Annotated in this window: 12 protein-coding genes; 6 read left to right on the top strand and 6 right to left on the bottom strand. The window is 72.9% G+C overall.

Annotated features, from left to right (window positions below; all coding sequences use genetic code 11):
- From Vau01_RS24675 to Vau01_RS24650, 6 genes are all read right to left on the bottom strand, one after another.
- The gene (locus tag Vau01_RS24675) at positions 1-1,758 is read right to left on the bottom strand and encodes a carbamoyltransferase C-terminal domain-containing protein (protein WP_203996775.1); all 1,758 of its coding nucleotides are present in this window, start codon (positions 1,756-1,758) and stop codon (positions 1-3) included.
- Between the two features lie 91 nt (positions 1,759-1,849).
- Complete coding sequence (locus Vau01_RS24670) at positions 1,850-2,866, bottom strand: 2-hydroxyacid dehydrogenase (protein WP_203996773.1); 1,017 nt, start codon at positions 2,864-2,866, stop codon at positions 1,850-1,852.
- Complete coding sequence (locus Vau01_RS24665) at positions 2,863-4,290, bottom strand: FGGY-family carbohydrate kinase (protein ID WP_239151820.1); 1,428 nt, start codon at positions 4,288-4,290, stop codon at positions 2,863-2,865. The genes Vau01_RS24670 and Vau01_RS24665 overlap by 4 nt, the downstream gene beginning before the upstream one ends.
- Positions 4,287-5,078 carry a DeoR/GlpR family DNA-binding transcription regulator gene (locus tag Vau01_RS24660; RefSeq protein ID WP_203996771.1) on the bottom strand — a complete coding sequence of 264 codons (792 nt, stop codon included), beginning with the start codon at positions 5,076-5,078 and terminating at the stop codon, positions 4,287-4,289. Before Vau01_RS24660 ends, Vau01_RS24665 begins: the two co-directional genes overlap by 4 nt.
- Positions 5,075-5,692 carry a histidine phosphatase family protein gene (locus Vau01_RS24655; RefSeq protein WP_203996768.1) on the bottom strand — a complete coding sequence of 206 codons (618 nt, stop codon included), beginning with the start codon at positions 5,690-5,692 and terminating at the stop codon, positions 5,075-5,077. The genes Vau01_RS24660 and Vau01_RS24655 overlap by 4 nt, the downstream gene beginning before the upstream one ends.
- The gene (locus Vau01_RS24650) at positions 5,689-7,185 is read right to left on the bottom strand and encodes an FGGY-family carbohydrate kinase (protein ID WP_203996767.1); all 1,497 of its coding nucleotides are present in this window, start codon (positions 7,183-7,185) and stop codon (positions 5,689-5,691) included. Before Vau01_RS24650 ends, Vau01_RS24655 begins: the two co-directional genes overlap by 4 nt.
- A gap of 85 nt (positions 7,186-7,270) precedes the next feature.
- On the opposite strand from Vau01_RS24650, the gene Vau01_RS24645 reads away from it, so the two are divergent.
- From Vau01_RS24645 to Vau01_RS24620, 6 genes are all read left to right on the top strand, one after another.
- A complete protein-coding gene (locus Vau01_RS24645) occupies positions 7,271-8,041 on the top strand; it encodes an MBL fold metallo-hydrolase (protein WP_203996766.1) in 771 nt (256 codons plus the stop codon).
- 11 nt (positions 8,042-8,052) lie between these two features.
- A complete protein-coding gene (locus Vau01_RS24640) occupies positions 8,053-9,027 on the top strand; it encodes a zinc-dependent alcohol dehydrogenase (RefSeq protein ID WP_203996765.1) in 975 nt (324 codons plus the stop codon).
- 2 nt (positions 9,028-9,029) lie between these two features.
- Positions 9,030-10,229, top strand: coding sequence for an L-rhamnonate dehydratase (gene rhmD, locus Vau01_RS24635; protein WP_239151824.1), 1,200 nt, complete (start codon positions 9,030-9,032; stop codon positions 10,227-10,229).
- A complete protein-coding gene (locus tag Vau01_RS24630; RefSeq protein ID WP_203996763.1) occupies positions 10,207-11,049 on the top strand; it encodes a fumarylacetoacetate hydrolase family protein in 843 nt (280 codons plus the stop codon). The genes rhmD and Vau01_RS24630 overlap by 23 nt, the downstream gene beginning before the upstream one ends.
- Positions 11,046-11,840: an SDR family NAD(P)-dependent oxidoreductase gene (locus Vau01_RS24625; RefSeq protein ID WP_239151818.1), complete on the top strand. Its 795-nt coding sequence runs from the start codon at positions 11,046-11,048 to the stop codon at positions 11,838-11,840. The genes Vau01_RS24630 and Vau01_RS24625 overlap by 4 nt, the downstream gene beginning before the upstream one ends.
- Before the next feature lie 390 nt (positions 11,841-12,230).
- Positions 12,231-13,541 carry an ABC transporter substrate-binding protein gene (locus Vau01_RS24620; protein ID WP_239151817.1) on the top strand — a complete coding sequence of 437 codons (1,311 nt, stop codon included), beginning with the start codon at positions 12,231-12,233 and terminating at the stop codon, positions 13,539-13,541.
- Positions 13,542-13,556 lie beyond the last annotated feature (15 nt).

Raw genomic sequence — 13,556 nt, 5'->3', positions numbered from 1 at the left:
TCACGACCTCGAACAGATCAGGCCGCCCACTTGCACCTGTTCGATCCCGGCGGTGGTGATGCTCCGAACGGCGTCGTGCGGGTTCAGCACCATCGGCTCCTCGTGAATGTTCAGCGAGGTGTTGATCAACGTGCCGGAGCCGGTGCGGGACCGGTACGACGCGAGCAGCGAGTGGAGATCCGACTGCGCGGGCCGGACGATCTGCGGGCGGGCGGTGCCGTCGCGGTGGACCGCGCCGGGCGACCGCTCGCGCATGGTCCGCGAACAGGCGACCGCGACGGTCATGTACTCGGCGGACCACGAGACCGTGCGCAGGCCCTGGTACAGGTCATCGGCCTCGTCGGCGAGGGTCATCGGCGCGAACGGCATCAGCTCCGATCGCCGCAGCATGCGGTTCAGTACCGGCGGAACGCTCGCGTCGCACGGCGCGAAGATGCTGCGGTTGCCCAGGGCACGCGGTCCGTACTCGCCGCGACCCACGAACCGGGCGACGATGTGACCCGCCGCGAGTGCGCCCGCGAGATGTTCCTCCGGATCCACGTCCGAACGAACCGAGAAGCCCGCCGACCGGAAGGCGTCGGCGGCCTCGCGATCGGAGTACCCGGGGCCGAGGAACGCATCGCCCATCGCGGGTGGTCGCCGGCCGTGCAACTCGGCGAACAGGTGTGACGCGGCGCCGACCGCCAGCCCGGCGTCGGACATCGCGGGATGGACGAACAGCCGGTCGACACCGGCGAGATCGGCGATCCGGCGGTTGACACTCACGTTGGCGAACAACCCACCCGCCACCACGACCGTGCCGACCTGATCGACGGCCAGGTGGTATCTGATCAGTTCACAGATGATGTCCTCGGTGAACTGCTGAACGGTGGCGGCGGCGTCCTCGACCGGGATGTTGGCGACCAGTTTCTGCACCCGCTCGTGGTACTCGATCATCAACCGGTGCGGGTACGGCCCGAGCGGAAGACCCGTGCCGAGACCGCCGCGCCACCGTCCCGTGGCCGGGTCGTAGCGGAACAGGTCGGCCAACCGGGTGTACACGGCCTCGTTGACCTTGCCGCTTGCCGCCAGTGCGGTCACCTTGCCCTCGTGCCGGAGTCCCTCGAAGCCGCAGGCCACCGTGAACGCGGAGTACAGGTGACCCAGCGACCGGGCCGCGTCGATCGTGTCCAGCGGCCGCATCCCGTGCCCGCGGCCACGCGCGATCAGGCCGGACAGTCCGTCACCCATTCCGTCGAGGACCACGACCAGCGCGTCGTCGTCGGGCGCGCGCAGGAAGGCACCCGCCGCATGGGCGGTGTGGTGTGGAACGTGGCGCACGACCGCGGCACCGGGCCGGGCGCGGTAACCCGCGTCGACTCCCGTCGACCGCAGCGTCGCCAGGCACTTCGCGATGCGCCGTGCCTGGGTGAAACGCGGCAGTTGGAGGAGATCGAAGAAGTCGCCGCCGCCGAGCGCGACGCTGTCGAGCCGGGCCGACTCGCCGTCCCGGACGGCGTCGAGAAAGGCGTTGGTCGCGAGCCGGACAAGGTCGTCGGGAGCCGCGAGGGCGAGTGCGACATGCGTGATCGGTTCGGCGGACTGCTCGACGCAGTACGCGATGCTCCGCACCGGACCGGGCACTCCGGGACGCCGCGAGTCATGGTTCTTGATCCGCGAAAAGCGCTCTTCTTCCACCGCGGCGACGATGTCGCCGGTCTCCTCGGAGATCACCGCTGCACACGAGTTGTGTCCGTCGTACAGACCCAAGATCGCCATGAAGCGTGCCCCTCTCCACACGGAGGGGTTCATCGTAGTGGTTGCCGTACGTGCGGCAACCACTACGGAGGCGGACACGCCCTCGTCGCCGTCAGTGGCCGACGGTCTCGTACGCCTCCGGGTTGACGACCGCCGCCGGGCGATCGCCGCGGGCGTAGGCCCGCACTGCCGCCGCGGCCTGTTCGGCCGCGCGGCGGGCGGTCTGCACGGTGGCGCCGGCCAGATGCGGGGTCAGAACCACATTGGACGCGGTGAGCAGCCGGTCGGTCGGCGCCGGCGGCTCGGTCGCGAACACGTCGAACGCCGCGGCGCCCAGCTGTCCCGACTCCAGCGCGTCGACGACGGCGTCGTAGTCGACCAGGCCGCCGCGGGCGGTGTTGACGAGCACGCCGCCGCGCGGCATGCGGGCCAGCCGGGCCGCGTCGACCAGGGTGCGGGTCTCCGGGGTGAGCCGGGCGTGCAGGCTGACGACGGACGAGCGGGCGAACAGCTCGTCGACGTCGGTGACGAAGCCGGGACCCTGCTCCGCGTACGGGTCGTACACCAGCACCTCGGCGTCGAACGCGCGCAGGATGCGGGCCACCCGGGCGCCGATCTCGCCGTACCCGACGAGCCCGACCGTGCTGCCGCTCAGCTCGTGGCCGGCGGCGTCGAGCGCGTAAAGATCGCTGCGCCACTCGCCGGCGCGCACGGTCGGGTGCACGTCGGGGATGCGTCGCAGCGCCGCCAGCAGCAGCGCGATCGTGTGCTCGGCGGCCGCGACCGCGTTGCGGCCGGGCGTCGCGCACACCACCACGCCGCGCTTGGTGGCCGCGGCGACGTTGACGTTGACCGGGCCGCCGCGCGTGCACACGACTAGCCGCAGCGCGTCGGCGGCGGCGAGCACCCGGTCGGTGAACGGGGCCATCTGGGTCACCGCCACCTCGACCCCGTCGAGCGCCGCGATCAGCTCGTCCTCGTCGCCGGACGCCTCGTCGACCTCGGCCACCGGCCCGTACGGTTCGTACGGCCACGCCGACATCAGCGTGGTGACGTCGGCGTCGTCGTCCAGCGCCCGGATCACCAGTTCGGGCGTGACGAAGTGGTCGCCGGCAACGAGGACCCTCACCGATGTTCTCCCCACCATGGTCGTGCGTGTTCGATCGCGTCGAGGTAGCGCTTGTACCGGGCCTCGTACCCCGGCGCGGCCGGGCCGGGCGACACCACCGTGCCGGCCGGTGCCGGCCAGGGCGGCAGGTCGAGCGCCCGGCGGGCCGCGAGCGCGGCGCCCCGCGCACCGGTCTCGTCGCCCGGCAACGCCCGCAGCGGCCGGCCCAGCACGTCGGCGAAGATCTGCAGCCATTCGGGGCTGCCCGTCCCGCCGCCGCAGACCACCAGGTCGCCGGTGAGCCCGGCGGCGGTCAGGCAGTGCCGGGCCGCGTACGCGATGGCCTCGCAGGTGGCCCGCACGACGTCGGCCCGGGTCACGGCCAGGTGCAGCCCGTCGACGCGGGCGCGGGCGCGCGGCTCCACGAACGGCGCGCGCTCGCCGGCCTCGGCGAGGAAGGGCAGCACGGTGACGCCGTTGGCGCCGGTCGGGCTGGCCGCCAGCAGCGCCGGCAGGTCCCCGACGCCGGCGCCGACGAGGCCGAGCGTCCAGTCCAGGGCGGCGGCGCCCACCATGGCCGGCATCGCCCGCAGCCACCGGTCCGGCTCCCAGGTGCACAGCGTGAGCCCGGCCGGCTCGCCGGACGTGTCGACGGTGTCGGTGAGCACCTGGCAGGCCAGCGTGGTGCCGAGGATGAGCAGCCCGTCGCCGACCTCGGTGACGCCGCCGCCCCACGCGCAGGCCGGCAGGTCGTAGGGTCCGGCGACCACCGGGAGACCCGCCGGCAGGCCGGTGCGGGCGGCCGCGTCGGCGGTCAGCGTGGCCATGGGCGGGCGGTGCACGGGCGCGAGCAGGTGCCGGTAGGGCGTCAGGCCGCACAGGGCGAGCAGGTCGTCGGCGTACTCACCGGTGCGCGGGTCGAGGAACGGCACCGAGGCGTCGGACGGGTCGGTGGCGCGCAACCCGGTCAGCCGTTGCAGCACGAGATCCTTGCAGTAGCCGGCGGTGGCGGCGGCGGCGAGCGTCGCCGGTTCGGTGTCGCGCAGCGCGGCGAGGATCGGCGCGGCGGCGCCGGGGAACAGGAACGTCCCGGTGCGGCGGAAGAGCGTGTCGAGGACGCCGTCGGCCGCCCACGTGGCGAGGATCGCGGCGCCCCGCGCGTCGAGCCACGACACGGCCGGGCGGACCGGGGCGCCGGCGGCGTCGGCGAGCCACAACCCGTCCCCCTGGCCCGTGATGCCGACGCCTTGAACTGCGCTGTCGGCGGCGAGGCGACTCAGGACGGCCTCGACCGACGCGAAGACCGCGCCGGCGTCCTGCTCGTACCGCCCGTCGCCGGCCCGGTCGACCCGCGTCGGCTCGGCCGCCCGCCGCAACGGCGTCCCGTCGTCGGCGAAGAGCACCGCCTTGGTGACGGTGGTACCGACGTCGACCCCGATGATCACGTGACCACCTCGTGCCGGACCCCGAGCTCGCGCATCTCCGCCAGCGCCTGGTCGCTCGCCTTGTTGTCGGTGAGCACGAGGTCGAAGTCGCGCAGCGGGGCGAGCCGGTGCAGGGCGACGCGGCCGAGCTTGGTGTGGTCGGCCAGCAGCACCGAGCGCTGCGCGGCGTGCATCATCGCGCGCTTCACCAACACGATCTCCTGCTCCTGGTGGTAGGCGTAGCCGTGCGCGAGCGCCGACGTCGACGCGAACAGCAGGTCGACCCGCAGCGCCTCGACGGCCTCGATGCACGGCACCCCGAGGAACGAGTCGTGGGTCGGGTGGTACTCGCCGCCGAGCGCGAGCAGGCGGATCCCTGGCCGGCCGGCCAGCAGCTTGATCGTCTCCAGGAAATTGGTGACGACGGTGAGCGGCGCGATGCCCTCGACCAGCAGCTTGGCCAGTTCCAGCGTGGACGTCGAGTCGTCGAGCATCACCGCCATCCCGGGCTCGACGAGGGTGCGCGCGTGCGCGGCCAGCGCCTGCTTCTCGGTCAGCGTCGCCCGCAGCCGGAACGACACGTTGCTCTCGAACACGCTCGACGGCTGGGCGCTCACCCCGCCGCGGTGCTTGCGCACGACGCCCTGCCGCTCCAGTTCGTCGAGGTCGCGGTGGATCGTCATCAGGCTGACGCCGAACTGCTCGGCCAGGTCGGTGGCGGACACCGAGCCCTGGCTGACGACGTACTCGGCGATGTCGGCCTGGCGCTGGGCGGGCTTGCTGCGCTCTGCGGGGGCGGTCGCGGTCATGCGTCACATCCTGGATCGACACCGACGTTGTAGGCCAGCAGGGCGGCGTCTCCCGTCAGATCTCCCTCGAGGCGCAGGACCGTGCGGGACGCGGGGGCCAGCGCCGGCAGCCGGCGGCGGTAGTCGCTCAGCGGCACGCCGAGCGCCGCGCAGACGACCAGCCGGATCAGCGTGCTGTGCGCGACCACCAGGACCCGGCCGTCGGGATACGTCGCCGCCAGGTCGTCGAGAGCGGCCCGCGCCCGGGCGGCGGCGGCACCGGGCGGCTCACCGCCCGGAAAATGATGGGTGACGGGGTCCGCGACGAACCGCTCGGCGACATCCGTGCCCAGCTCCGCGAGGGTGCGGCCCTCGGCGGTACCGAAGTCCACCTCGCGCAGGCGGGCGTCCACCACCGCGGTCAGGCCGGTCGCGCGGGCCGCCGGGGCGGCGGTGTCGACCGCGCGGCGCAGGTCGGAGCTGACGAGTGCGTCGAGGCGGGCTGTGGCCGCCCAGCGGGCGAGCTGCCCGGCCTGGGCCCGGCCGACGTCGTCGAGGTCGATGTCGGAGCGCCCGGCGTACCGGTTGGGCCGGTGCCAGACCGTCTGCCCGTGGCGGGCCAGGTGCACGATCACGCCGCCGCCCGGGTCGCCGTCGCGTCGACGTACCCGCGCCGGACCAGTTCCTCGACGAACCGCCCGTACGGCGCGGCGAACCGGGCGGTGACCGCCGCCCGGGGCTCCACGGTCTCCGCCCGGCGGACCATGCGCCGGGCCGTGATGGTCAGGGATCCGGTGCCGGCGGCGGCGAGCACGGCCATGCCGAAGGCCGGCTCGGGATGCGCCGGGCGGTGCAACGGCCGGCCCAGGATGTCGGCCCGCAACTGGGTCCAGTAGCGGCTGTTGCTGCCGCCGCCGGTGACGGTCACCGGGCCGTCGACCCGGGCGCCCAGTTGCGCCAGGTACTCGTAGCTGAGCCGTTCCACGAACGCGACGCCCTGCAGCACCGCGGCGTACCCGTCGGCGTCGTCGCGGGGGGTGCCGAGCAGGAAGCCCTCGGCGTCGGGGCGCACGAACGGGAACCGCTCGCCGCGCGAGGCGAGCGGGTAGCTCACCGCGCTCGACGGCTCGTACGCGGCGGCGGCCGCGTCGTGCCGGGCGAGGTCGCCGCGCAGGTAGCGGGACGGGATCGAGCCGGCGCCGACGTTGGACGCGCCCCCGGGCAGCCAGGCCCCGTCCGGATGCCGGTGCGAGTAGACCGCGCCGCCGCTGAGCCGGGTGCTCGTGACGCCCTTGAGCACCAGCGTCGTGCCGAGCACGGAGTTCCACCGGCCGGCCTCCAGCGCGCCGGCGGCGATCTGGGCGGCGCAGCCGTCGGTCATCCCGGCGACCACCGGCGTCCCCTGTCCGAGACCGGTGTGCGCGGCCGCCTCCGCGCAGACCTCGCCCAGCCGGGTGCCCGGGCGCACGACGTCGGGGAGCATCGCCAGCGGCATGCCGAGCCGGTCGAGCACCTCGGTCGGCCACCGGTGCGTCTCCACGTCGTAGCCGGTCTTGAGGGCGTGGCTGAAGTCGGTGTTGACCGGTCCGCCGACCAGCCGGCCGGCCAGGTAGTCGGCCGAGTGCGCCAGCCGCAGGTCGCCGCGGGCGGCGGCGCGGCGGGTGGCGGCGTCGGCGGTGGCCAGCAGCCACAGCGCCTTGGGCAGGGCCCAGGACCGCTGCATCGGGTAGCCGAGCGCCGCCCACAGGTCGCCGCCGGCCTCCGCGGCCCGGCGCTCCTCGCCGGCCGCCCGCGCGTCGTCGTACATCAGCGCGGGGCCGCGGGCCGCGCCCGCGCGGTCGGCGAGGAGAACCGTGCCCGAGGTGCTGCACAGCGCGACCGCGCCGACGGTCCTTGTCCCACCGGCCGCGTCGAGGGCGGCGTGGGCCGCTTCGCCGAACGCCCGCCACCACGCGGCGGGATCCTGCTCGTGGGTGCGGCCTCCCGGGTGGGCACGGCCGCGCCGGCTGGTCAGCGGCCGGGACCCGTGCCCGAGCAGGCGACCCGACGTGTCGACGACGGCCACCCGCAGGCTCTGCGTGCCCACGTCCACACCGACCCACAACGGGTCGTCGACGGCTGTTGGCACGGAACCCCCTGGATGTTTGGACTGGTCAGCGGACCATATCACCCGGCGGTTGTAATTTAACAGATCCGAGTGTTAGAACTCTGCCATGGCGTTCGACGTGCGTGTGCTGTCGGTGGGTCGTACCGAGATCCCCGGCCCGGAACTGTTCTGGATGTCGGAGTGGGACCGCTGGTTCCCGTTGTCGTTCAACGTCGTCCTGATCCGGGGCGAGGGCGTCACCGCGTTGGTCAACACCGGCGCGCCGGCCGACCTCGGCCCGCTCAACGAGATCTGGGCGTCGATCCTCGGCCCGCGGGCGCGGTACGAGCGCGAGCCTGGGGAGACCGTCGAGGCGGGGTTGGCGTCGCTCGGCGTGCGGCCCGACGACGTGACGCACGTCGTCGTCACGCCGTTCCAGCTGTACTCCACCGCCGGCATCCCGCTGTTCGGCAACGCGGAGATCTGCGTGTCGCGCACGGGCTGGACGCACTTCCACACCACCCACGACCACCCGCACGACAACCGGTGGACGTCGTTCTCGCCGGAGGTCCTCGTGCACCTGGTCACCGACGCGTGGGACCGGGTCCGGCTGCTGGCCGACGACGACGAGGTGGTGCCCGGCCTGCGCACCTGGTGGGCGGGGACGCACCACCGGGCGTCGCTGGCCGTCGAGGTCGACTCGACCGCCGGCACCGTGGTCGCCTCGGACGCCTTCTTCTACTACGAGAACGTCGAGGACAACCGGGTCCTCGGCATCAACGAGAGCATGTACGAGGCGCTCGCCTGCTACGAGCGCACCCGCCGGGTCGCCGACCACATCGTGCCGCTCTACGACCCGAAGGTGTTCGACCGCTACCCCGGCGGCGTCATCGTCTGAGGAGGTTCCCCGTGCGTGCACTCGTCTTCCGCGGCCCGTCCGACCTGGTGGTGGCCGACCGTCCCGACCCCGTGCCCGACGCCGGCGAGGTGCTGCTGCGCATCGTCGCCACCGGCATCTGCGGCTCCGACCTGCACGGCTACACCGGCGAGAACGGACGCCGGCACCCCGGCCAGGTGATGGGCCACGAGACGGTCGCCCGGACCGCCGACACCGGGCGGCTCGTCACGGTCAACCCGGTGATGGGCTGCGGCGACTGCCCGGCCTGCGCGGCCGGCACCGAACAGCTGTGCGCGCGGCGGCGCGTCATCGGCGTCGACCCGTCGGTGTCGTCGGCGTTCGCCGAGTTGATGGTCGCGCCGGCGGCGAACGTCGTGCCGCTGCCCGACGACCTGCCGGAGGAGTACGGCGCCCTGGTCGAACCGCTGGCGGTGGGCCACCACGCCGCGCTGCGCGGGCAGGTCGGCGCCGGCGACCGGGTCCTCGTCGTCGGGGGCGGACCGATCGGGCAGGCCGCCGCGCTGGCGGCCCGCCGCGCCGGCGCCACGGCGATCGCGGTGAGCGAACCGTCGGCGAGCCGGCGGGCGCTGGTGGACCGGCTGGGGTTCGCCGCGGTCGAGCCCGGAGCTCTCGCCGATCTGGATCCGGTGACCGTGGTGCTCGACGCCGTCGGGTCCACCGCCAGCCTGCGCGACGGCCTGGCCGCCTCGACGCTCGGCGCCCGCATCGTGCTCGTCGGCATGAACGCGCCGCAGGTCAGCCTCTCGGCCTACGAGATCAGCACCCAGGAGCGCAGCATCGTCGGCAGCTTCTGCTACACGTCCCGGGAGTTCGCCGACACGGCGGCCTGGGTCGCGTCGCGTCCCCCGGGTCTCGAATCTCTGGTCGACGACCAGGTGCCGTTCGACGAGGCCCCGCGCGCGTTCGCCCGGCTCGCCTCCGGCGAACTCGACGCCAGCAAGGTCCTCGTGCGGTGCCAACCGTGAGCATGCCGCGGATCCGGCAGGTGCGCGCGTACGTGGTTCGCGGGGGCGGGGCGGACTACCACGACCAGGGTGCCGGCCACTGGATCGACGACCACATCGCGACGCCGATGGCCCGCTACCCGCAGTACCGCGGCAGCCGGCAGGCGTTCGGCATCAACGTGCTCGGCACGCTGGTGGTGCAGGTGGAGGCCGACGACGGCACGGTCGGCTTCGGCGTGACCACCGGCGGCGAGCCGGGTGCCTGGATCGTGGAGCGGCACCTCGCCCGCTTCGTCGAGGGCCAGCCGGTCACCGACATCGAGCGGATGTGGGACCAGATGTTCCTCGCGTCCGTCCACTATGGACGCAAGGGTCTGGTGCTGAACGCGATCAGCGGCGTCGACCTGGCGCTGTGGGATCTGCTCGGACGGGTCCGCGAGGAGCCGGTCTACCAGCTGCTCGGCGGCGCCGTCCGCGACGAGCTGGTGTTCTACGCCACCGGGCCGCGGCCCGACCTGGCCCGGCAGCTGGGGTTCATCGGCGGCAAGCTGCCGCTGCGGCACGGGCCGGCCGAGGGTTCCGACGGCCTGCGCGCGAACCTCGCCGCGCTAGGCGCGATGCGGGAGAAGGTCGGCGACGACTTCTGGCTCATGTGGGACTGCTGGATGGCGCTCGACGTCGACTACGCCACCCGGCTCGCCCATGCCGCCGACGACGTCGGCCTGCGGTGGCTGGAGGAGCCGCTGCTGCCCGACGACTACTGGGCCCACGCCGAACTGCGCCGCCGGCTGCCGGCCCGCATGCTGCTCACCGCCGGCGAGCACGAGGCGACCCGGTGGGGCTTCCGGCTGCTGCTGGAGCACGGCGTCGACATCATCCAGCCCGACGTCGGCTGGTGCGGCGGCATCACCGAACTGCTGCGCATCTCGGCCCTGGCCGACGCGCACGGCAAGGCCGTGGTGCCGCACGGGTCGAGCGTGTACTCCTACCACTTCGTGCTCAGCCGACCGAACAGCCCGTTCGCCGAGTTCCTCATGATGCATCCGGACGCCACCGAGGTCGTCCCGATGATGAGTCCGCTGCTGGCCGACGAACCGGTCCCGCGCGACGGCCGGCTCACCGTGCCCGACCGGCCCGGCTTCGGCGTCGAGCTGAATCCCGACGTGTCGCTCGTCCGTCCGTTCTCCCGGGAGGATCCCCGTGCACCTGCTACGACTGGGTGAGCCCGGCGCCGAGCGTCCCGCGGTGCGGGTCGACGACGGCGCCGTCTTCGACCTGTCCCCGCTCACCGCCGACATCGACGGCGCGTTCCTGGCGGCCGACGGCATCGCCCGCGCCCGCGCCGCGCTGGCCGACGGCGCGCTGCCCGCGCTCGACCCGACCGGTCTCCGGGTGGGTGCGCCGGTGGCCCGGCCGGGTGCGGTGATCTGCATCGGCCAGAACTACGCCGCGCACGCCGCGGAGTCGGGGGCGGCCCCGCCCACGCGGCCGATCGTGTTCTTCAAGCACCCGAACACGGTGGTCGGGCCGCACGACGACGTGCTGATCCCGCCCGGTGCCGAGCGCGTCGACTGGGAGGTCGAACTGGCCGTGGTGATCGGCCGGACGGCCCGCTACCTGCCGTCGCCCGCGTCCGCTCGTGGTTGTGTCGCCGGATACGCCGTCGCCAACGACGTCTCCGAGCGGGCGTTCCAGACCGAACACTCCGGCGGGCAGTGGTCGAAGGGCAAGAGCGCGGAGACGTTCGCACCGCTCGGCCCGTGGCTGGTGCCTCTTGACGAGGTCGACCCGCAGGCGCTGAGGCTGCGGTCGTGGGTGAACGACGAGCCGCGGCAGGACTCGACCACCGCCGACATGATCTTCCCGGTGGACCGGCTCGTCTGGGACCTGTCCCAGTACCTGGTGCTCGACCCCGGCGACGTGGTGCTGACCGGTACGCCGGAGGGCGTCGCGATGTCGGGTCGGTTCCCCTACCTGCGGCCGGGTGACGTCGTGCGGCTGGAGATCGACGGGCTCGGCGCCCAGCGGCAGGTGCTCCGGTGACGGGGGTGCTGGCCGGCCGGTCGGCGCTGGTGACCGGCGCGTCCCGGGGCATCGGCCGGGGCATCGCGCTGGGACTGGCCGCCGCGGGCGCCGACGTCGCGGTCAACTGGTACCGGCCGCCGTCGCCGGAGTTCGGTCGCGACAACGGGGCCGACGTGGCGTCGGTCGTCGCGGAGATCGAGGCGATGGGACGGCGGGCGGTCGCCGTCGAGGCCGACGTGTCGAACGGCGCGGCCGTGCGCGCGATGGTCGACGAGGTCGTGCTGAGTCTGGGCGGCCTGGACGTCCTGGTGAACAGCGCCGGAATCTGCCCGTTCCACGACTTCCTCACGATGCCCGAGGAGCTGTGGGACCGGGTGCACGCCGTCAACCTGCGCGGCGCGTTCCTGTGCTCGCAGGCGGCCGCCCGGGTGATGGTCGACCAGGGCCGGGGCGGGCGGATCATCAGCGTGAGCTCGATCAGCGCCCTGGTCGGCGGCGGACAGCAGGCGCACTACACGCCCACCAAGGCCGGCGTGCACTCGCTGATGCAGTCGATCGCGATCCCGCTCGGGCCGCACGGCATCACCTGCAACTCGGTGCTGCCCGGCGCGATCGGCACCGACATCAACCGCGACGACTGGTCCGATCCGCAGAAGCTGGCGTACCTGAACGGCCGCATCCCGATCGGCCGCCTCGGCGAACCCGACGACGTCGCCGGCCCCGTGGTCTTCCTCGCCTCCCCCGCCGCCCGCTACGTGACGGGCGCCGCCCTCCTGGTCGACGGCGGCCTCTACGTCAACCTCCAGTAGCCCCAGCCCACCCCTCCGCGCCGATCTTGGACTTCTTGAGGGCCTACAGGCCCCACTGCAGTCCAAGATCCACGGGGCGTGCGGGGGGTTCGCACAGGGCTGGTGGGGTTTTCACAGGCTGGCAGCTGCGGCGTGCGCCGCGAGTGAAATGGCTGCTCACAGCCCGGAAACACGCCGGTCACGTGATCCTTGACATGCGGATCAACGCGACCGTACGCTCCATCTAACAAAATTTCTCGTGGTTTTAACACTGAGGTTCACAGGGCTTCTCACACAGCCACCCCGGTCCCCCGCCGCATGCGGGCGCCGAGAGCGCCGCGCGGCAGCCGACCCACCCAGGATGTGCGGCCGCGGCGGGACCTTCACGACGAACGATGGGATGAGTACGTCATGACACCGAGAGTTGGTAGCGCCGGAGCGGGCGGCGTGACGCGGGCACAGTTCCTGCGGCTGTTCGGCGGCGTCGCCGCGGGCGTCGCCGTTGGCGGTGCGCTCGCCGCGTGCGGCGACGACGACGGCGGCGACAGCGGGTCGGCATCGCTGAGCCTGATCGGCGTCGCCGACCAGAAGGGGCCACTGGACGTCCTGACCAAGGCGTACAGCGACGCCAACAGCGGCGTGTCGTTCAAGACGACGTACGCGCCGACCGACCAGGTGACGACGTCCGTGCGCACCCAGCTCGGCGGCGGCAACGCACCCGACCTGCACGTGCTCTATCCGGGCAGCGGCAACGCGATGTCCACGGTCGACGTCGCCAAGGCCGGCCTGCTGGCCGACCTGAGCAGCCAGGCGTGGACGTCGTCGATCCCGTCGAACCTCCGGCCGGCGTTCGAGAACGACGGCAAGGTGTACCTGTTCTCCTCAGGCGTCGCCGTGATCGGCACGATCTACAACAAGAAGGTGTTCGAGGCGGCCGGCGTGCAGGTGCCGAAGACCTGGGGCGAGCTGCTCGACGCGTGCGCGAAGTTCAAGTCGGCCGGCAAGGTGCCGATCGCGCTGGGCGCGCAGACCCCGTGGGTCACCCAGCTCATCACGTACGCGCTGGTCGCCTCGCACGTCTACGCGAAGACCCCGGACTTCGACGACCAGATGATCGCCGGCAAGGCCACGTTCGCCGACTCCGGCTGGCAGGACTCCATGCGGCTCTACATGGAGCTGCGCGACCGCGGCTTCTTCAACGACAACCCGAACGGCACCACGCTCGAACAGCAGACCGCGATGGTCGCCAAGGGCGACGCGGCGATGGCCGTGCAGGTGGGTCCGCTGGTGCCGGCGTTCCGCGACGCCGCCGCCAACAAGGACGACATCGACATGTTCCCGTTCCCCACGGCCGACAGCGCCGACCAGGTGTGGGCGTGGGGCGGCGCGAACGTCGGGCTCGGGGTGAGCACGCGCAGCAAGAACAAGGCCGCCGCGCTGAAGTTCATCGAGTTCCTGGGCCAGCCCGACAACCAGAACCGCTGGTGCGAGCTGGTCTCCGCGATCCCGCTCAAGCGGGAGGCCGGCACCAAGGTCGACAAGGCGCTGGAGTCGTTCGTGCCGATGCTGGAGGCGAACAAGCTCGCCCCCATCGGTCAGCGGTGGCCGAACCCGGAGGTGCAGCCGACGCACTTCACGGTGATCCAGGACCTGCTGGCGAAGAAGATCACCATCACCGAGGGCCTGAAGAAGATGGACGAGGCGTACAAGAAGCGTGCCTAGTCACACCACAGCGCG

The sequence above is a fragment of the Virgisporangium aurantiacum genome (assembly GCF_016863635.1).
GTDB classification, from domain to species: domain Bacteria; phylum Actinomycetota; class Actinomycetes; order Mycobacteriales; family Micromonosporaceae; genus Virgisporangium; species Virgisporangium aurantiacum.
This window is presented reverse-complemented; position numbering and strand designations above follow the sequence as displayed.

What these genes read in the sequence shown, in the direction of transcription:
- Vau01_RS24675 (WP_203996775.1), bottom strand. Translation starts at nt 1,758, where the DNA reads ATGGCGATCTTGGGTCTGTACGACGGACACAACTCGTGTGCAGCGGTG.
- Vau01_RS24660 (WP_203996771.1), bottom strand. Translation starts at nt 5,078, where the DNA reads ATGACCGCGACCGCCCCCGCAGAGCGCAGCAAGCCCGCCCAGCGCCAG.
- Vau01_RS24645 (WP_203996766.1), top strand. Translation starts at nt 7,271, where the DNA reads ATGGCGTTCGACGTGCGTGTGCTGTCGGTGGGTCGTACCGAGATCCCC.
- rhmD (WP_239151824.1), top strand. Translation starts at nt 9,030, where the DNA reads ATGCCGCGGATCCGGCAGGTGCGCGCGTACGTGGTTCGCGGGGGCGGG.
- Vau01_RS24620 (WP_239151817.1), top strand. Translation starts at nt 12,231, where the DNA reads ATGACACCGAGAGTTGGTAGCGCCGGAGCGGGCGGCGTGACGCGGGCA.